General features: G+C 43.0%; 15 protein-coding genes. 8 read left to right on the top strand and 7 right to left on the bottom strand.

The window, feature by feature from the left end:
- Nucleotides 1-6: 6 nt before the first annotated feature.
- The gene (locus IYN84_RS15210) at nucleotides 7-1,077 is read left to right on the top strand and encodes an efflux RND transporter periplasmic adaptor subunit (RefSeq protein WP_196140091.1); all 1,071 of its coding nucleotides are present in this window, start codon (nucleotides 7-9) and stop codon (nucleotides 1,075-1,077) included.
- A gap of 344 nt (nucleotides 1,078-1,421) precedes the next feature.
- Entirely contained in the window at nucleotides 1,422-3,914 is a 2,493-nt protein-coding gene (locus IYN84_RS15215; RefSeq protein WP_196140092.1) for an ExeM/NucH family extracellular endonuclease, read from the top strand.
- A gap of 106 nt (nucleotides 3,915-4,020) precedes the next feature.
- Here IYN84_RS15215 and IYN84_RS15220 read toward each other — a convergent pair whose 3' ends face one another.
- Complete coding sequence (locus tag IYN84_RS15220; protein ID WP_196140093.1) at nucleotides 4,021-5,349, bottom strand: PilT/PilU family type 4a pilus ATPase; 1,329 nt, start codon at nucleotides 5,347-5,349, stop codon at nucleotides 4,021-4,023.
- Nucleotides 5,350-5,517: 168 nt separating this feature from the next.
- On the opposite strand from IYN84_RS15220, the gene dmeF reads away from it, so the two are divergent.
- A complete protein-coding gene (dmeF, locus tag IYN84_RS15225; protein WP_196140094.1) occupies nucleotides 5,518-6,456 on the top strand; it encodes a CDF family Co(II)/Ni(II) efflux transporter DmeF in 939 nt (312 codons plus the stop codon).
- A gap of 6 nt (nucleotides 6,457-6,462) precedes the next feature.
- Here dmeF and IYN84_RS15230 read toward each other — a convergent pair whose 3' ends face one another.
- Together IYN84_RS15230 and yhbY are read right to left on the bottom strand one after the other, a co-directional pair.
- Complete coding sequence (locus IYN84_RS15230; RefSeq protein ID WP_196140095.1) at nucleotides 6,463-6,804, bottom strand: zinc ribbon domain-containing protein YjdM; 342 nt, start codon at nucleotides 6,802-6,804, stop codon at nucleotides 6,463-6,465.
- A 33-nt stretch (nucleotides 6,805-6,837) separates the two neighbouring features.
- Entirely contained in the window at nucleotides 6,838-7,134 is a 297-nt protein-coding gene (gene yhbY / locus IYN84_RS15235) for a ribosome assembly RNA-binding protein YhbY (protein ID WP_196140096.1), read from the bottom strand.
- 209 nt (nucleotides 7,135-7,343) lie between these two features.
- On the opposite strand from yhbY, the gene rlmE reads away from it, so the two are divergent.
- The 5 genes from rlmE (at nucleotide 7,344) to IYN84_RS15260 (ending at nucleotide 13,257) form a co-directional block, all read left to right on the top strand.
- On the top strand, nucleotides 7,344-7,964 hold the full coding sequence (gene rlmE, locus IYN84_RS15240; RefSeq protein WP_196140097.1) for a 23S rRNA (uridine(2552)-2'-O)-methyltransferase RlmE: 621 nt from the start codon (nucleotides 7,344-7,346) through the stop codon (nucleotides 7,962-7,964).
- 283 nt (nucleotides 7,965-8,247) lie between these two features.
- Entirely contained in the window at nucleotides 8,248-10,158 is a 1,911-nt protein-coding gene (gene ftsH, locus IYN84_RS15245) for an ATP-dependent zinc metalloprotease FtsH (protein ID WP_196140153.1), read from the top strand.
- A gap of 176 nt (nucleotides 10,159-10,334) precedes the next feature.
- Complete coding sequence (pdxH, locus tag IYN84_RS15250) at nucleotides 10,335-10,970, top strand: pyridoxamine 5'-phosphate oxidase (RefSeq protein ID WP_196140098.1); 636 nt, start codon at nucleotides 10,335-10,337, stop codon at nucleotides 10,968-10,970.
- Between the two features lie 314 nt (nucleotides 10,971-11,284).
- On the top strand, nucleotides 11,285-11,956 hold the full coding sequence (locus tag IYN84_RS15255) for a TIGR00153 family protein (protein ID WP_196140099.1): 672 nt from the start codon (nucleotides 11,285-11,287) through the stop codon (nucleotides 11,954-11,956).
- Nucleotides 11,957-11,985: 29 nt separating this feature from the next.
- Complete coding sequence (locus tag IYN84_RS15260; RefSeq protein ID WP_196140100.1) at nucleotides 11,986-13,257, top strand: inorganic phosphate transporter; 1,272 nt, start codon at nucleotides 11,986-11,988, stop codon at nucleotides 13,255-13,257.
- Between the two features lie 192 nt (nucleotides 13,258-13,449).
- On the opposite strand, the gene hslU is transcribed toward IYN84_RS15260, so the two are convergent.
- The 4 genes from hslU to argS all read right to left on the bottom strand — a co-directional run bounded on the left by hslU (nucleotide 13,450) and on the right by argS (nucleotide 17,925).
- On the bottom strand, nucleotides 13,450-14,775 hold the full coding sequence (hslU, locus tag IYN84_RS15265) for an ATP-dependent protease ATPase subunit HslU (RefSeq protein WP_196140101.1): 1,326 nt from the start codon (nucleotides 14,773-14,775) through the stop codon (nucleotides 13,450-13,452).
- Between the two features lie 103 nt (nucleotides 14,776-14,878).
- On the bottom strand, nucleotides 14,879-15,421 hold the full coding sequence (hslV, locus tag IYN84_RS15270; protein WP_196140102.1) for an ATP-dependent protease subunit HslV: 543 nt from the start codon (nucleotides 15,419-15,421) through the stop codon (nucleotides 14,879-14,881).
- A gap of 122 nt (nucleotides 15,422-15,543) precedes the next feature.
- A complete protein-coding gene (locus tag IYN84_RS15275; RefSeq protein WP_196140103.1) occupies nucleotides 15,544-16,152 on the bottom strand; it encodes an SPOR domain-containing protein in 609 nt (202 codons plus the stop codon).
- A 69-nt stretch (nucleotides 16,153-16,221) separates the two neighbouring features.
- The gene (gene argS, locus IYN84_RS15280; RefSeq protein WP_196140104.1) at nucleotides 16,222-17,925 is read right to left on the bottom strand and encodes an arginine--tRNA ligase; all 1,704 of its coding nucleotides are present in this window, start codon (nucleotides 17,923-17,925) and stop codon (nucleotides 16,222-16,224) included.
- Nucleotides 17,926-18,132 lie beyond the last annotated feature (207 nt).

Here is an 18,132-nt window from a genome sequence, read left to right on the forward strand (position 1 = left end):
TACGTTATGAAGAGTATGACAAAAGCCTTTATCCTGATCTCACTGATTTCAAACTACATGAGCGCATATGCTGCTGACGGACCGCCTCCCAGTCCGGTAAAAGTTGAATCGGTGTCTGAGTTGGTTAGTCAGCCACAAGCAGAAATGCTTGGGACGGTATATAGTCGAAATCAAATTCCGGTAACTGCGGGTGTCGCCGGGAGACTTGAATGGGTGGCTGAGCCCGGCACTTTTGTTGTCAAAGGTGATAAGGTTGCACAGATAGAGCTACTTCCATTGCAACTAAGGCAGGCTGAGAGAAAAGCCCAACTTAAAAGAGCTAAGATCAATTTACAATATCTGTCTCGCGAACTGGAAAGACAGAAAGCTTTGCGAAAGAAAAATAGTGCATCACAATATCAATTGGAACAAACAGAGTCTCAGTTTGAGCTTGCACAATCCGATCTGGAAATTGCTCAATTACAACTTAAGCAAATCAATGAAGAGTTAAACAGGGCAACTATTCTTTCTCCTTTTGATGGAGTCGTTACTGATAGAAATAGGAGAGCTGGAGTAGATGTGAATAGAGGGGAAACTCTGGTCCAATTGCTGGATACTGAAAATTTAGAAGTTAGAGCTTTTGTTCCGGTAAAGTACCTGAGCTATACCAAGCCTGGTAGCCAACTCACTCTGGCAAGCAAAAGTCAATCTGGGGAAATTTTAACTGTATCTGCTTTTGCCAGTGTGATTATTCCAGCCGCAGATCCCAAATCGCAAACATTTGAAATTCGTATTTCTATGCCTCAAAAAGGTAGAGAATTCTGGGCGTCTGGACAGATTCTCAAGGTATATTTACCAATTGAGTCAACACGGCATACGGTTACGATACATCGTGATGCATTAATTTTAAGACGCGATGGAACTTATGTTTTTAGAATAGATCCAGACAATACTGCACACAAATTAAAAGTCAAAGTCGGTCGAGGTAATGGCGATCGGGTAACCGTAGAAGGTGATCTTAAAAGCGGAGACAAAGTTGCAATACGAGGAGCTGAACGTTTGAGCGATGGACAAAAAGTTACAATCACCGATGCTTAATCGAAAACTAAAAATGCGCAGAGCTGTGCTCTGCGCGAAAAGGGAGGGTCTCAAAAAGAATTTGAATAAATTGCAGTTGATTATGTGAAAACAATTTCTACAGTTTTCAATAACTCAATGCTAATTCTCGCTGCTATGCTATCGTTTCAATATTTCCGCAATATGACAAGATAACAAGGTTATCTACTATAAATTACTCCCAGTGGTTTGCTTCACTTTTTGCATCATTTTGCAGGACTGTCATTAAACTTTAAATTTGCCGTCACTATCCATTCATTTTTTTCTTGCAAGGTATGCGTGTCAAAGAACGCAATGAAGCGTCTTGATCGAAAACGGAGAAAAGAATGAAACAAAAAACTTATCTGGTCTTGATCGGCGCTTTGTGGACGTCGGTTGTGAATGCCGCGCCGAATGAACTGTTCATCTCTGAGTACATCGAGGGTAGTAGTTACAATAAAGCGTTGGAGTTTGCAAACTTATCTGATGACCCAATTGATCTTTCTTCATATCAGGTTAAATTTTATTTCAATGGTAGCGCTTCCGCAGGCATGACTATTGATCTTCATGGAGTACTGGAACGTAATACGACCTATGTTATTGCCCATGCAAACGCAGATAGTGCAGTTCTGTCGATAGCAAATCAAATTCAGGGGGGAAGCTGGTTTAATGGCAATGATGCTGTGGAGCTGGTTAAAAATGGTCTGCTTGTAGACTCTTTGGGACAGGTTGGTGTTGATCCCGGCGCTGAGTGGGGAACGGCTAACGAAAGCACCAAAGACAATACACTGAGAAGAGTCATGCCTCTTTCCAGTGGTGATATTGATTCCTCTGATACATTTATTCCAGCGCAGCAGTGGCATGGTTTCAGCCAAAACACATTTGATGGACTTGGCAAGCTGGACTCTTCTGACAACGATAGTGGAGGGGGCGACTCGACTTTTGCTTGTGGAGAACCTGCTGATTATATTCATCAACTTCAGGGAAATGCCAGTTCGACGACGATGTTTGGCCAATCGGTTGTTGTTGAAGGTATTGTTGTAGGAGATTTTCAGGGGAGTGACAAATTACACGGTTTTTTCTTACAGGAAGAAATTGTTGACTACGATGATGATAATTCAACTTCGGAAGGGATTTTTGTTTATGATCATTCATTCGGGGTTGATGTAAATATCGGCGATCGCGTTCGAGTTGCTGGAAAGGCTGGCGAGTACGGCGGAATGACCCAAGTTTCATCTATAACCGACTTATTAGTCTGTGACTATGACATGACTTATGAAACCAGAACTTTAAGTTTACCATTACAATCGGTCAAATCTTTAGAATCGGTTGAGGGCATGCATGTTCGTTTTACACAAACATTAACGGTTTCGGAAAACTATAATCTTGGGCGTTACGGCGAGTTAGTGCTTTCAAACGGCCGGCTATATAATCCGACCAATGTGGTAGCACCGGGAACTGAAGCTAATATCATGCAACATGCAAATGATCTCAATCGTATTATCCTGGATGATGGTAGTCGTACTCAAAACCCGGAAAACATTATCCATCCCCAGCCGGAACTTTCTGCATTTAATTCAGTTCGTGGTGGTGATAGTGTTGAAAATGTCGCAGGTGTTATACAGGATGCGTTTGGTGCGTATCGTATTCAACCGACAACTACACCTGATTTTGTTGCAAGCAATCCTCGAACAAACAAAGCATTGATTAAAGCCGCGCCACTTAAAGTAGCCAGTTTCAACGTGCTGAATTACTTTAACGGTGATGGACAAGGTAGCGGTTTTCCTACTGCTCGCGGTGCTACAAATTATGAAGAATTCACGCGACAAAAGGCAAAAATTGTGGCTGCGCTGATTGCAATGGAAGCCGATATTATTGGTCTGATGGAATTGGAAAACGATGGATATGATAGGCGTAGTGCGATTGCTGATCTAGTCGAGGCCCTCAATCAATCAAGTGGGGAGGTCTTTAATTATATCCGTCCGCAAGAAAGTCAATTAGGAGGCGATGCCATCGCAGTCGGAATGATCTATAACACTTCCAGAGTTATTCCTATAGGTCAAGCTGCGACGCTTAATTCGGGGGCTTTTGCTGACAAAAATCGACAACCTCTGGCGCATTCATTCCGCGAAATCGAATCCAATGGCGAGTTTACAGTTGTGGTCAATCATTTTAAGTCCAAGGGAAGCTGTCCGAGTGGCTCAAGTGATGAAAACTCGGATCAGAAAGATGGTCAGGGATGCTGGAATTGGAAAAGAACAGAAGGTGCGCTTCAGCTAACTAGCTGGTTGAAAAACAGCCCCACTGGAATTAAAGATAAAGACGTACTGATTATCGGTGATCTTAACGCCTACGCTATGGAAGACCCGGTTACCAGCATTGAAGCAAAAGGCTATGTTAACCTAATTAAGAAGTTCGGAGGCTATAAAGCATATTCTTATGTTTTTTATGGCCAGGCAGGGTCACTTGATCATGCGCTAGCAAGTCCTAACCTGGAACGACAAATTGTTGATGCAACCGAGTGGCATATCAATACTGATGAGCCCAAGGTACTTGACTACAATATTGAGTATAAGTCCAGTGAGCAGGTGAATAGTTTATATAGTGCAGATTTCTATCGAGCCTCAGATCATGACCCTGTCATTGTTGGGCTCGATCTCAAACCCGAAAATGATATCAACAATGACGGACGATTAGATGTTAAAGATCTGTTGATGCTGGTTCACCACTTTAATCAAAATGCGTCAGGAAAAAAACGAAGGTTTGATTTCTATCGAGATCAGAAAATTAACGTGAAAGACTTGGTGGCCTGGTTTAAAGCAATTAGAAATAGTAAATAGCGTTGGTATTCGCTAAAAATGAAGCTTAAAGTGTACTCGAGTACACTTTAAGCGAACAGCTGTTGAGGCTTATTTCTAACATAGATTATAAATCGATTTCTGGAAGTCACATATCAGGTTGTTTTTCCTCATCCTCCTTTTCATCTTTTTTCGGTTCCATAGGTTCGAGACTTAAGCCTCCAGTTGAAAAACTGGACTGCGATGGAGTGGTTTGTTTTTTCTCCTCAGGAGTTTCCACATTTGAAGATTGAGTTGGTGCTGATTCCATTAGTTTTGGTGGCGGCGCTTTGGGCGGCGAATCATTGGTTGAAGCATTAGCGTTTGTTGAAACTTGTTGCGCAGCAGGCCTTTCAGAAGACGCTTCCGATTCTCCTTCTTTTGCCGAGAGTCTGATTTTGAGAGCGAGGTTATTTTTCGAGTCAGCATTTTTAAGTGCTTCTTCCTGGGATATTTTGCCTGCCTTAAAGAGTTTAAACAACGCTGTGTCAAAGGTTTGCATGCCCTGGTTTTCAGATTTGGTCATGACCTCCTTAACTTCGTCGACATGACCTTTCTTTATTAAGTCACACACTCTCGGTGTACCCAAAAGGATTTCAATTGCTGCGCAGCGTTTGCCATCAATGGTAGGAATTAATCGCTGTGAAACAAAGGCCTGAAGATTTAGAGAAAGATCAAGGAAAAGTTGTTTATGTCTTTCTTCAGGGAAAAAATTGACTACTCGGTCCAGCGCCTGATTTGCATTATTGGCGTGTAAAGTCGAAATACAAAGATGTCCGGTTTCAGCAAAAGCAAGTGCGTGCTCCATGGTTTCTGCATCTCGTATCTCGCCGATAAGGATAACATCAGGCGCTTGGCGTAAAGTATTTTTCAGGGCATCTTCGTAGCTGTCGGTATCGACTCCTACCTCTCGTTGATTAACGATAGATTTTTTATGTTTGTGGACAAATTCTACCGGGTCTTCAATCGTAATAATATGTCCGGCGGAATTGCTATTACGATAGTCAATCAACGCAGCAAGCGAGGTGGACTTACCGGAGCCAGTTCCTCCTACAAACAGAATTAATCCTCGTTTCTGCATGATCAGTTTCGGCAGAATATCTGGTAGATCGAGAGACCGCCAATTTGGGATATCGACCTTAATCGACCGGATTACCATTGAAACTTGATTGCGCTGCTGAAAGATATTGACCCTGAAGCGGCCAACATTGGGTTCTGATATGGCCAGGTTCATTTCGGGCTTATGTTCGAACTCTTCTATTTGTTCTTTGCTCATCAAAGCATAAGCCATTTCTTTGACTTCTCCCGGCGCCATGATTTTTTTTTCTAACGCCATTAACTTGCCGTGAAATTTTGCGCTTGGTGGCGCACCTGTGGAAAGAAAGAGATCCGAGCCGTCTTTTTCGGTCAATATTTTTAGGTAGTCGAGTAATTCCATGGGATTCCGATACAATATATTTGGGTTTGCCAGGGTTTATCACTGAGTATAGTTGACCTGTATCATTTCGCTTTGCGATGATAAACTTTAATTGATCTAATGATAATCATTCTCAATATGAGGTAATATATTACTATCCGGATACTCTAGCGTTAGTAGCACTCTGTAATGAATAAAAACAATCATTCCATCAAATCCTGGGAACATGATCATAGCTTCGCTTTGCATAATCAAACAGGGGAGCGGAAAACCTGGTATGTGCTTTATCTAACTGCGGTAGTGATGCTGATAGAAATATTAGCTGGTAGCTTGTTTGGTTCAATGGCCCTACTGGCAGATGGTTGGCATATGGGAACGCATGTTGCGGCATTTATGATTACTCTATTTGCCTATCGATATGCGCGTAAAAATGCCAACAATCCTGCATTTACATTTGGTACCGGAAAAGTGAGCGTGCTAGGTGGTTTCGCAAGCGCGGTGGCGTTAGCTGTAGTTGCCCTGGTTATGGCTATCGAATCCATTTTTCGAATAGTTGAACCGCATAGTATTCAATTCAACGAAGCTATAGGTGTTGCTATCTTGGGGCTTGTCGTCAATTTGGTGAGTGCATTTTTGTTAATGGACCACCATCATGAGCATGCTCATGAACACGGTCATTCACACGATCACAATTTACGGGCTGCCTATATGCATGTATTGGCTGATGCGCTTACTTCTGTTCTGGCAATTGTCGCACTGTTCGCCGGTAAATATTTCGGCTGGTATTGGATGGATCCTACAATGGGTATTGTCGGCGCGATTATTATTGCTCGTTGGTCTTTTGGACTGGTAAGGCAAACGGGACCAATTTTGCTGGACGCGAGCGCAACTACACCAGATAAGTCGGCAGTAGTCGCTGCTATCGAAGCCGATGCCGATAATCAGGTCGTTGACTGTCATATTTGGCAAATCGGTTCTAATCACTATGCTTTGATATTATCGATAGTGACTCATTCACCTAATCGCGTGGAACACTATAAGGAGCTATTGAGCGACTTTACCTCACTCGAGCACATTACTGTTGAAGTGAATGAGTGTCGCCAGCCAGAATGCGAAAGGCTGGCGTAACTGCAATCAGGCTTTTTTAACAAATTCTGATTTCAACATCATTTGGCCGATGCCGTCGATTTTACAGTCTATATTGTGATCTCCGTCGACCAATCGATTAATCTTTACCTTAGTACCGATTTTGGCGACAGAAGAAGAACCTTTGACTTTAAGATCTTTGATTAGTGTGACATGGTCTCCATCTTGTAGCTGGTTTCCATGAACATCCTTTACGATAAGCTGCTCTGTATTATCTGATTCTGCACCAGGTTTCCATTCGTTGCCACACTCCGGACAAACAAATAAGTCACGATCAGGGTAGGCATATTCTGAGTTGCAGCTTGGGCAAGGTGGGATAGTATCGCTCATTGGCTAAATCCTGGGTATCAGTTGAAAGAGGGCTTATTTGGGAAGTGCAATTTTCGCATCTTTATTGCGCTTAAAAAGCGTAACCACATGACCGACTCGCTGAATAAAGCTCGCTTTTGTTTTTTGGGTGAGCTTTTCTATCATCTGTTCGCGCTCTTCTCGTTCTTCGGCGCGAATTTTGATTTTAATAAGTTCATGGGCGTTTAGCGCTACTAATGTTTCTTCAATTACAGATTCAGTAAGCCCTTTGTCGCCAACAATTACAACTGGTTTTAGATCGTGAGCAAGTCCGCGCAGGTGACGAATTTGCTTATTGGTTAGTTTACTCATGTTAATAATAATAAAATTACGGAAATTAGCGCTAATTTTAACATTTATCCGTTTAATTTGAGATAATAATTTGCGGTGAGTGGAAGAAATCGGCAATTTATTTCAGTCTGAGGTCGAAGTTTAGTTATCAATTCAAAATAGTTGAGCGACTGAATAATCCACTATTATGAAGATCTGAATCTGAACAAATAACGTATTGTTAGATAATTATGGCAAAAAGTAAAAGTAGCAAAAGCTGGCTTAAAGAACATTTTGACGATGAGTTTGTCAAACGGGCTCAGGATGAGGGGGTACGCTCTCGTGCTGTGTATAAATTGGAAGAGCTGGATCTGAAAGATAAACTTCTGGCCCCTGGTATTACAATGGTTGACCTGGGGGCGGCACCTGGCGGGTGGTCGGAATATGCAGCAAAAAAGGTTGGTGGTAAGGGTAAAATCATTGCGACCGATATATTGCCAATGGATTATCTTGATGGGGTCGAGTTTATTCAGGGCGATTTTCGAGAAGACGAGGTACTTGAGGCTATCTTGGATGCGATGAATAATGAAAATGCTGACCTTGTAATTTCTGATATGGCCCCCAATATAAGCGGAGTAGGAGCGATAGATCAGCCTGCGTCTATGTATCTGGTAGAGCTTGCACTCGATTTGGCACGTCAAATACTGAAACCCGGCGGCAGTTTTCTTGTTAAAGTCTTTCAGGGAGAAGGGTTTGACCAGTACAAGAAAGATGTAGCCAGTAGCTTTAAAGTCGTTAAGGTGAGAAAACCAAAAGCCTCCAGAGCTCGCTCACGAGAGGTCTATCTGTTAGGCGTTGGGTTTACCGGTTAGCTCGATGGCAAGTGCCATACAAAGCGTTATGAATCGAATTACATTCTAAAGCAAGATTAAACAAAGCCCAGGAATGTTAAAAAGACTAAACTTTTATTAAAAACAAGCGATACATAACACATTGCGAAACAATTTATAGTTTGTTTTTATTGTGAATCGATGGTTAAAAAGTTGATAATGAAGGGATAATCGCCCCCTTTTTAGTAATCGACCTGGAATGAGGTTCGAACTTGTTGAAATGGCGACATAAAGAGAGTGAATAGAGGAACAGAATTTGAACGATATGACCAAGAATATCTTGCTCTGGCTAGTAATTGGACTAGTCCTGGTTTCCGTTTTCAAGAATTTTGAAAGCGCACAAACCCAGTCTGGCGAGGTAGCTTTTTCCCAGTTAATGAAAGACATCGATCGTGGACGAGTCAGTGATATCAAGGTGTCAGGTTTATCTATAAAAGCTAAATTGACTTCGGGTCAGGAAGTTACTTCTGAAATTCCCTATGGCGCACAGGAGAAACTTGCCGAAAAAGCCATAGAAAAAGGGATTTCATACACCGGTGAAGAGCCAGAAGGTGACAGTACTTTGCTGACCATTTTTATTTCATGGTTCCCGATGTTGCTGTTGATTGGAGTCTGGATTTTCTTTATGCGTCAGATGCAAGGTGGCGGAAAAGGCGGCGCAATGAGCTTTGGTAAAAGCAAAGCAAAGCTACTTAGTGAAGATCAAATCAAAACCACTTTTGCTGATGTTGCAGGCTGTGAAGAGGCTAAGGAAGAAGTTGCAGAGCTAGTGGACTTCTTGCGAGAGCCGGGCAAATTCCAAAAGCTAGGTGGCAAAATTCCTCGAGGAGTACTCATGGTGGGGCCTCCAGGAACCGGTAAGACCCTTTTAGCCAAAGCTATTTCAGGAGAAGCCAAAGTTCCGTTCTTCACTATTTCCGGGTCTGATTTTGTCGAAATGTTCGTTGGTGTTGGAGCTTCTCGTGTGAGAGATATGTTTGCAGAAGCCAAAAAACAGGCTCCTTGCATTATCTTTATTGACGAAATTGATGCGGTAGGACGTCATCGTGGTGCTGGTCTTGGTGGTGGTCACGATGAGCGTGAACAGACCTTAAACCAGTTGTTGGTTGAAATGGACGGATTCGACGGTGGCGAAGGTGTAATTGTTATCGCTGCAACAAACCGCCCTGATGTTCTCGATCCTGCGCTACTGAGACCTGGGCGTTTTGACCGTCAGGTAACTGTTGGCCTGCCTGATATTAAAGGTCGTGAACAAATAATTAAAGTACATATGCGGAAAGTGCCATTAGCTGACGATGTTGATCCCAATGCTATTGCTCGAGGCACTCCAGGCTTTTCAGGCGCAGACCTGGCGAATCTGGTGAATGAAGCGGCTTTGTTTGCTGCTAAAGCCAACAGTCGAACCGTTACCCAGGAGTTCTTTGAAAAAGCTAAAGACAAAATACTCATGGGAACCGAGCGTCGTTCTATGGTTATGGATGAAAAAGAAAAGCTGAATACTGCATGGCATGAAGCCGGACACGCAATTGTTGGTCGATTGGTACCGAGCCATGATCCGGTTTACAAGGTATCTATCATTCCACGCGGACGAGCGCTTGGTGTAACTATGTATTTGCCCGAACAGGACAGGTTTAGTTACAGTAAAGAATACCTCGAGAGCCAGCTATCTTCGCTCTATGGTGGGCGTATTGCTGAAGAGATGTTAAATGGTCCAGATCAGGTTACTACCGGAGCATCTAACGATATTCAAAGAGCTACCGATATCGCACGTAACATGATTACTCAATGGGGATTCTCCGAAAAGCTGGGGCCATTGACATATGCTGAAGATGAGGGTGAAGTGTTTCTTGGACGCTCAGTAACCCAAACCAAACACGTATCTGACGATACTGCCAAGATCATTGATCAGGAAATCAAAGATCTTATCGCTAAAAACTATCAGCGCGCTGAACGCTTGTTAATGGAGAATCGTGACAAGCTGGAGATTATGGCGGAAGCTTTGATGAAGTATGAGACTATCGACGCCAAGCAAATTGACGATATTATGCAAGGCAAGCCACCGAGACCGCCAGAAGGTTGGAACGATAATGATAAACCGACAGCGCCAACTACAAGCGAAAAAAAGGAAAGTAAAGAGAACAAGGGCCCAATCGGCGGTCCAGCCGAACAACCTTAAGTTCTCATAAAGTTAAGTCATCTCGAACACTCGAGGTGTGCAGAGAAAGGCATCTGATGAATGAGAATTTCATAGGATGCCTTTTTTAGTTCTGTGGTATTACTTCGAGTTTGCAGTAGAGAGTTCTATTAATTTAATGCACTAAAAAGTATTCGATAATTTTCAGAGGTAGTTAGATGAAACTAGATGATGTTCGTAGAGAATATCTCCAAAAAGGTTTAAAGAGAAGCGAGCTCGATGAAGACCCTGTACAGCAGCTGGAAAAATGGCTGGGAGAAGCTGCTAATCTGGAATTGACTGATAATACCGCGATGACATTAGCAACCGTTGATGCTGATGGCCAACCTAGTCAAAGAGTTGTTCTACTTAAGCAGTTGGACCAGGATGGTTTAGTGTTCTATACCAATCTGAATAGTAAAAAAGCTCAGGATATTAAAGCAAATAGCAAAGTAAGTGCTAACTTTGCGTGGTTGCCGCTAGAACGACAGGTAAAGATTCAGGGCGTTGCGAGCAGAATTAGCAATGCTGAAGCCTTCAAGTATTTTGTTTCTCGTCCGCGTAATAGTCAGCTTGCTGCATGGGCTTCCAATCAAAGCCAGCCTATTAGCTCTCGTCAGGTGTTAAAAAATGCATTTGAGCAGATGAAGTCGAAATTTTCTGATGGTGAAGTTCCCCTGCCCGACTTTTGGGGGGGCTACCGAATTAAGCCGACACTCTTTGAGTTTTGGCAAGGTGGCGGTGCCAGACTACATGATCGTTTTCAATATACACCTTCAGCGTTTGGATGGGACATAAACCGGCTGGCGCCTTAGGGCTTCATTTTGACTTTGTACACGAATGTTCATGTCACACTTTTCAGCCTTTCTTTGGTGAAAGGCTTAGACTTTCTGCTGTTGAACCTCGATTATTTGATTAACATGTGAGCGTTAATAGCGTGATATATTCACCAGCCCAATTCTTTTTATACTCGCCAAATGCGCAGGTAATCCTCTAATCTATTGATTAATATATAAAAAATCCACTATTTCAAAATATGACAGTAATATGACATGATTTTGAGATTCTGGACTATTCTTTGAGCAATCCTTAAAATTCGCTTCACAAATATGACATAAAGGTTACAGCGATGAATCCAATACTCGATTTATTTGCAAGCTCTCCCATGAAGCCATTGCAAACTCACATGCAGAAGGTTCAGGAGTGTGTAGATCAACTACCGGTTTTTATTGATGCAGTATTTGCTAAAAACTGGGAACAAGTTGAACAAACTCAAAAACACATACGCGCGTTAGAAAACGAGGCTGATGAGTTGAAAAAAGCACTGCGTTTGCATTTGCCTACAGGTTTATTTATGCCTGTTGCCAGAGCAGATCTACTTGCTTTATTGGCATCACAAGACAAAATCGCCAATAAAGCAAAAGATGTTGCAGGTTTGATTACCGGTCGCCAAATGTCTTTTCCAGAGTCTCTTGAAAATCAATTTAAAGAGTATATCCAGAAAAGTGTCGATACAGCTCATCAAGCAGGTAAAGCTATTCAACAGCTAGACGAGCTTCTTGAGTCAGGCTTTAAAGGTAAAGAAGTAACAATTGCTGAAGAAATGGTTGAACAATTAGATGCTTTAGAAAACGAGTCAGATGTTCTGCAAATTAAACTTCGCCGTAGTATTTTCAACCTGGAAAAAGAATTACCTCCTGTTGACGTTATTTTTATGTACAAAACCATCGATTGGATAGGTGATCTTTCTGATCTTTCGCAGCAAGTTGGCTCTCGTTTAGAGCTACTTCTAGCTAGATAAGAAGCCTAAACCAATAAGAGAGAAGAAGAATGGAAAGTTTTTTTACTGAATATAATATGATCCTGATTTCCCTGGCAGGTATTTTTGGCTTGCTTATGGCGTTTGGTATTGGGGCGAATGATGTAGCCAACGCAATGGGAACTTCTGTGGGCTCAAAAGCATTAACTATCAAGCAAGCGATTATCATTGCTATGGTATTTGAATTTGCTGGAGCATTTCTGGCTGGTGGAGAGGTAACTTCAACCATTCGAAAAGGCATTATTGATGCTGGCGCAATGACCGGAACTCCCGAGCTATTGGTTTTCGGTATGATGGCGTCGTTATTGGCAGCTGGTATCTGGCTGATTATTGCGACCTACTTTGGCTGGCCTGTTTCTACCACTCATTCTATTGTCGGTGCTATTGTTGGTTTTGCCGCAGTTGGTATTGGTATGGAAGTGGTCAAGTGGGGGAAAGTAGGTTCAATCGTCGCAAGCTGGGTAGTCTCTCCAGTACTTTCGGGAACTATCGCATTTATGCTGTTTACCAGCGTTCAAAAGCTGATTCTTAATACAGACGATCCGCTTAAAAATGCCAAAAAGTATGTTCCTTTTTATATGTTCCTTGCAGGTTTTATGATTGCTTTGGTTACTTTATTTAAAGGGTTAAAGCACGTAGGTGTTAAGTTTGAATCACCATTAACAAGCATTGGTATCGCTATCGCCTTTGGTATCCTGGTAATGTTTGTTGGCAAATATTTTATTAGTCGCCAAAAAGCGACGCCAAGTGAAGATAAAGATTTTCACTATGCCAGTGTAGAGCGAGTTTTCGCTGTATTAATGGTTGTGACCGCTTGTGGGATGGCCTTCGCGCATGGCTCAAATGACGTGGCCAATGCTATCGGGCCGCTAGCAGCTGTTGTTAGCGTTGTTGAAAGCGGCGGCGAAATTGCTAAGAAATCAGCACTACCTATCTGGATCTTGCTGGTTGGTGGTTTCGGAATTGTCGTTGGTCTGGCAATTTATGGCCGTCGAGTTATGGCGACTATTGGTAAAAAGATCACTGAACTTACTCCAAGCAGAGGCTTTGCAGCAGAGTTAGCGGCGGCTTCAACGGTTGTTATTGCTTCAGGAACTGGCTTGCCGATTTCAACGACTCATACACTTGTTGGTGCTGTTCTTGGGGTTGGAATGGCGCGTGGTATTGCCGCTCTTAATCTGGCTGTTCTGAAGAACATAGCTGTTTCATGGGTAGTTACCCTACCTGCTGGCGCTATACTTTCTATGTTGTTCTTCTTTATGTTTAAAGGAATTTTCCTATAGTCTATTGCTTTAAGCGATAAACCGGAGTTCAGCTACACTGCTCCGGTTTTATTTTTTCTCGCTCTTATCGTTGCAACACTACATCAAAGAGCGCGCCTAGAGCGCAAAGAATATAAAAAAGCCAGCTGTTCAATCGCTGGCTTCTTATTGAAAACCGTCAACCTGTTCCAGGACGGAACAATCAATTGAGACCTAAAGAATGAAGCGCGTTAAATCTTCATCTTGAGAAAGCTCTCCTAATTGCTGGCTAACATAATTTGCATCGATGACCAGCTTATCGCTTGAGTCAGATGCGGAAAACGAAATTTCTTCGAGCAGCTTTTCCATTACTGTATGCAGGCGTCTTGCTCCAATATTTTCTGTTGTTTCGTTAACCTGCCATGCAACTTCTGCAATTTTTTCGATGGCTTCTTCGGTAAATTCGATTTCCCGATTTTCTGTCAGCATTAATGCTACATACTGCTTTGTTAGTGCTGCGTCGGGTTCAGTTAAAATACGCTTGAAATCATCGGCAGTCAAAGATTGCAACTCGACTCTGATTGGCAAGCGGCCCTGCAATTCCGGGATAAGATCGGAAGGTTTTGACAGGTGGAAAGCTCCAGAAGCAATAAATAAAATATGGTCGGTTCTAATCATGCCGTACTTGGTTGATACAGTACACCCTTCGACTAGCGGAAGAAGATCCCTTTGTACTCCCTCACGTGATACCTCACCACTCGAGCCGCGATCGCCCTTAGCGACTTTATCGATTTCATCGAGGAATACGATGCCATTGTTCTCGACTGCTTCCGCTGCCATGTTTTTCAGGTCTTCCTGATTAATCAGCTTTTCTGCTTCCTCTTCGGTTAGTAGCTTTAAAGCGTTTTTGATTTTAAGTTTACGCTTTTTCTTTCTACTAGGGGCAGAGTGCTGAAACATATCCTGCAACTGACTGGTCATTTCTTCCATCCCCGGAGGTGCCATAATCTCAATACCGACACTTGGGCCGGTGATATCGACTTCAATTTCCTGTTCGTCAAGGCTACCTTCTCGGAGCTTCTTACGAAACATCTGGCGAGCAGCAGAACTGTCGGTTTCCTGAGGCTCATTTTCAAATCCTCGAGGTTTGGGCAGTAATACGTCCAGTATACGCTCTTCAGCTGCTTCTTCTGCCCGCATTTTAACTTTGTGATGCTCCTGCTCTCTCAGCATCTTATATGCTGAGTCAGCGAGATCCCGAATAATAGATTCAACATCACGACCAACATAGCCTACTTCCGTAAATTTGGTTGCTTCGACTTTAATGAAAGGGGCATTGGCTAACTTTGCCAATCGGCGTGCTATCTCTGTTTTACCAACCCCGGTGGGGCCAATCATTAATATATTTTTAGGTGTTATCTCGTTGCGAAGCCTGTCTTCGACCTGCATTCGTCGCCAGCGATTCCTCAGTGCGATAGCGACAGACTTTTTGGCTCCGTCCTGTCCGATGATATGCTTATCCAATTCGTGGACAATTTCTCTCGGGGTCATTTGTGACATAAATCTAATCCAGTTAACTTTTCAATTTACGCTATGTGATTAGCGCCGTGCGTGTAAATTTTCAATGATTCAAAACTATCAAAGGTTAACCCTAGTACTCTATCTATTGGCAATCGAGTTCTTGGATAGTGTGGTGATGATTGGTATAAACACAAATATCACCGGCAATCTTTAAACCAGTTTCAACAATTTCTCGAGCTGAGAGATCACTTTTATCTAAAAGTGCACGTGCTGCAGACTGAGCGAAAGGTCCGCCTGATCCGATTGCCATCAAGCTGTCTTCCGGTTCTATGACGTCACCGTTACCGGTGATAATCAGTGAGTGTTCTTTATCCGCTACTGCAAGTAGAGCTTCCAATCTCCGTAGCATTTTGTCTGTGCGCCAATCTTTTGCAAGCTCCACCGCCGCGCGCATCAGTTTGCCCTGGTGTTTTTCAAGCTTAGCTTCAAAGCGCTCAAACAAGGTGAAGGCATCTGCGGTTCCTCCAGCAAATCCCGCAATAACTTTGCCGTTATACAGAGTACGCACTTTTCTGGCGTTCCCTTTCATTATGGTGTTTCCCAAAGATACTTGACCGTCGCCACCTATCACCACTTTGCCGTTACGACGAACTGACAATATGGTTGTTCCTCTGTATTGTTCCAAAAAGAGACTCCCAGGTTAAAAATAAGCTATCAAAATTGATATCCTGGATATGTGGGTACAAAAGAGATTATTTCAAGGTGAAAGAGGAAAAATTCCATAGAATTATTCCTCTCTATATCGGTTTAGTTGCCTGATCTGAGGCGAGGTATTATTCGGCAATCATGGACATTATTATCTTGCAGGCGGTGTCTTACTTTTTCCGCTTGTCTTTTACGGTTAAATGGACCCAGCTCCACCCGGTACCAGTCCTCGCCTTTATATTTCACTTTATTAATATCGGATGAATTTCCCGTCATTGCGATAGTGGCCTTTAGTTCTTCTGCCCGTTCTCTTTCGCGGAATGAACCACATGGCATCAGGTAAATGTATTTGTTGATATCTTCTGAAGGTTTTAGGTCTTCTTCCGGGATTTCAACCTTTCGATTGACTAGATCTTCGTGGACGTTATAGATCGGAAAGTCATCATCAATTTCTGGGCTGTCGGGTGAACTATCTTGAGCAACTTCCTTGCGCGGCTGACTTATGTTGCTTTTTTTATTGGTGCTCGTACTCGAGGACTTTGTTGACTGTTTTTGTGGAGGCATTAATTTGAGATAGGTCAGTCCGCCGATCAAGCCGCCAACAAAAATGATAGCCAACAGCCAAACACCAGCGGGTATGCCGCTGTTTCCTGCCTTTCTGCTGGCACCACGTTTTTTGGGTTTTCTTTTTTTGGCGTAATCTTTTGCCATATTTGCTTGTACAACCTTACCAAGTAGCCTGAATAGATTTGCTATGGTGATATCAACGCCACCGGTTAATTACATCTGTTCCGGAGCACTGACAGCCAGTAGTGTTAGCCCGTTTGCAAGAACCTGCCTAACTGCATCAATCAGGCAGAGTCTGGCGTCACTTAGATCAACATTATCAACAATCCAGCGCGCGCTCGCATCATCGCTACCAATCTGATAATAGCCATGTAAATCAGCAGCCAAATCGCGCAAGTAGTGAGCTATTACGTGCGGCTCCAGATTGTTGGCAGCAACCTTGACCAGTTCGGGAAACTGAGTCATTCGATCAAGCAATGCCATTTCATGGTCTAGCTTGAGTAATGAAAGGTTTGCCAGTCCGTTGTCGCTATTGTGGCTGCGAGACAATTCTTTTAGCTTGCGGAAAGTTGAGCAAATCCGAGCGTGCGCATACTGAATATAGAATACGGGATTTTCGGTAGTTTGCGACGCAGCTAATTCAAGATCAAATGTCATTTGCGAAGCACCACGTCGTGCTGCAAGGAAGTAGCGAGTTGCATCACCACCGACTTCTTCAATAATATCGCGCAAAGTTACATAGCTTCCTGCTCGTTTTGATATTTTTACTTCTTCATTACCGCGCATTACGGTAACCATCTGATACAAAGAGTAATCTGGAAAGCCTTGACTGATTCCGGCATCAAGTGCCTGTAGTCCCGCTCGCACACGGGTCACCGTACTGTGATGATCGGCTCCCTGTACGTTAATGACTTTTTCGAAGCCTCGATTCCATTTATTCAAGTGATAGGCAACATCAGGCACAAAGTAGGTGTAACCGCCATCCGTTTTACGCATTACCCGATCTTTGTCATCACCGAATTCGGTTGTTCTCAGCCAAAGAGCACCTTCTTTTTCATAGGTATGGCCATTTTCTATCATTCTGGTGACTGCATCATCCACGGCCTTGTTTTCGTATAAGGATGACTCGAGGAAAAAGACATCAAACTTAACTGCAAAAGCCTTAAGGTCCAGATCTTGTTCTCTACGAAGATAAGCAACGGCAAATTCTCGAATAGCCTGAAGGTCTTCCGGATCGCCTTTACCTATTACATGTTTGTCTTCAGCATCAACCTTTTCGCCATTCATGTAATCGTTTGCTACATCAATAATATAATCCCCGCGATAGCCGTCTTCTGGCCAGGACTCACTATCAGGTCCAAGACCTTTGCAACGAGCCTGAACTGATATGGCGAGGTTATCGATCTGGGCGCCGGCGTCATTGTAGTAGAATTCTCGCGTTACATCCCAGCCAGTTGCTTCCAGCAGACGGCAAATACAATCGCCTAAAGCGGCATTTCGACCATGTCCGATATGTAGCGGACCTGTTGGGTTTGCCGATACAAACTCAACCTGGACTTTTTTGCCTTCACCTGAATTATTGTGACCGAACAAGCCTTTTTGTTCGAGTACCTCTTTAACAACCTGGGTAGCTGCTGCCTGACTAAGAAAAAAATTGATAAATCCAGGACCGGCAATTTCGAGCTTGGCAATCTCCGGTCTGCTACCAATCAGGTCAATGATTAACTGTGCTATTTCTCGCGGTGCTTTGCCTGCTTGTTTAGCCATCATTAGTGCTGCGTTTGAAGCGAAATCACCATGGGACTTGTCTTTAGTATGAGTAACCTGAGCTTTAGCTGAAAATGACTCGGGTACGACCTCTTGAGATTTGAGTTCGGCTATGGCTTGTTCGAGCCAGCCCTCAACGATGGCTTTCATTAATTAAATACCTTAAATATCAAAAACTTAAACTTAAAAGTTAATTTGATTTCTTTTGACGAGACAGAAAAGGGTCTATTATGCAAAAAAAGTGCTGTTAATGCCAGGCTAATCAGTGCCCGGCATCACAGTTTCGAAGGCGCTAAAAATTTAATCTGGGGAAGGCTAATTATATTTTCGGTAAATGGATAGAATTATTGCTCACCT

Source organism: Aliikangiella sp. G2MR2-5, from assembly GCF_015687155.1.
In the GTDB taxonomy this organism is placed as follows: Bacteria; Pseudomonadota; Gammaproteobacteria; order Enterobacterales; family Kangiellaceae; genus Aliikangiella.

Coding starts and splice junctions, on each gene's coding strand:
- IYN84_RS15210 (WP_196140091.1), top strand. CDS start 7: ATGAAGAGTATGACAAAAGCCTTTATCCTGATCTCACTGATTTCAAAC.
- IYN84_RS15215 (WP_196140092.1), top strand. CDS start 1,422: ATGAAACAAAAAACTTATCTGGTCTTGATCGGCGCTTTGTGGACGTCG.
- IYN84_RS15220 (WP_196140093.1), bottom strand. CDS start 5,349: ATGGAATTACTCGACTACCTAAAAATATTGACCGAAAAAGACGGCTCG.
- dmeF (WP_196140094.1), top strand. CDS start 5,518: ATGAATAAAAACAATCATTCCATCAAATCCTGGGAACATGATCATAGC.
- IYN84_RS15230 (WP_196140095.1), bottom strand. CDS start 6,804: ATGAGCGATACTATCCCACCTTGCCCAAGCTGCAACTCAGAATATGCC.
- yhbY (WP_196140096.1), bottom strand. CDS start 7,134: ATGAGTAAACTAACCAATAAGCAAATTCGTCACCTGCGCGGACTTGCT.
- rlmE (WP_196140097.1), top strand. CDS start 7,344: ATGGCAAAAAGTAAAAGTAGCAAAAGCTGGCTTAAAGAACATTTTGAC.
- ftsH (WP_196140153.1), top strand. CDS start 8,248: ATGACCAAGAATATCTTGCTCTGGCTAGTAATTGGACTAGTCCTGGTT.
- pdxH (WP_196140098.1), top strand. CDS start 10,335: ATGAAACTAGATGATGTTCGTAGAGAATATCTCCAAAAAGGTTTAAAG.
- IYN84_RS15255 (WP_196140099.1), top strand. CDS start 11,285: ATGAATCCAATACTCGATTTATTTGCAAGCTCTCCCATGAAGCCATTG.
- IYN84_RS15260 (WP_196140100.1), top strand. CDS start 11,986: ATGGAAAGTTTTTTTACTGAATATAATATGATCCTGATTTCCCTGGCA.
- hslU (WP_196140101.1), bottom strand. CDS start 14,775: ATGTCACAAATGACCCCGAGAGAAATTGTCCACGAATTGGATAAGCAT.
- IYN84_RS15275 (WP_196140103.1), bottom strand. CDS start 16,152: ATGGCAAAAGATTACGCCAAAAAAAGAAAACCCAAAAAACGTGGTGCC.
- argS (WP_196140104.1), bottom strand. CDS start 17,925: ATGAAAGCCATCGTTGAGGGCTGGCTCGAACAAGCCATAGCCGAACTC.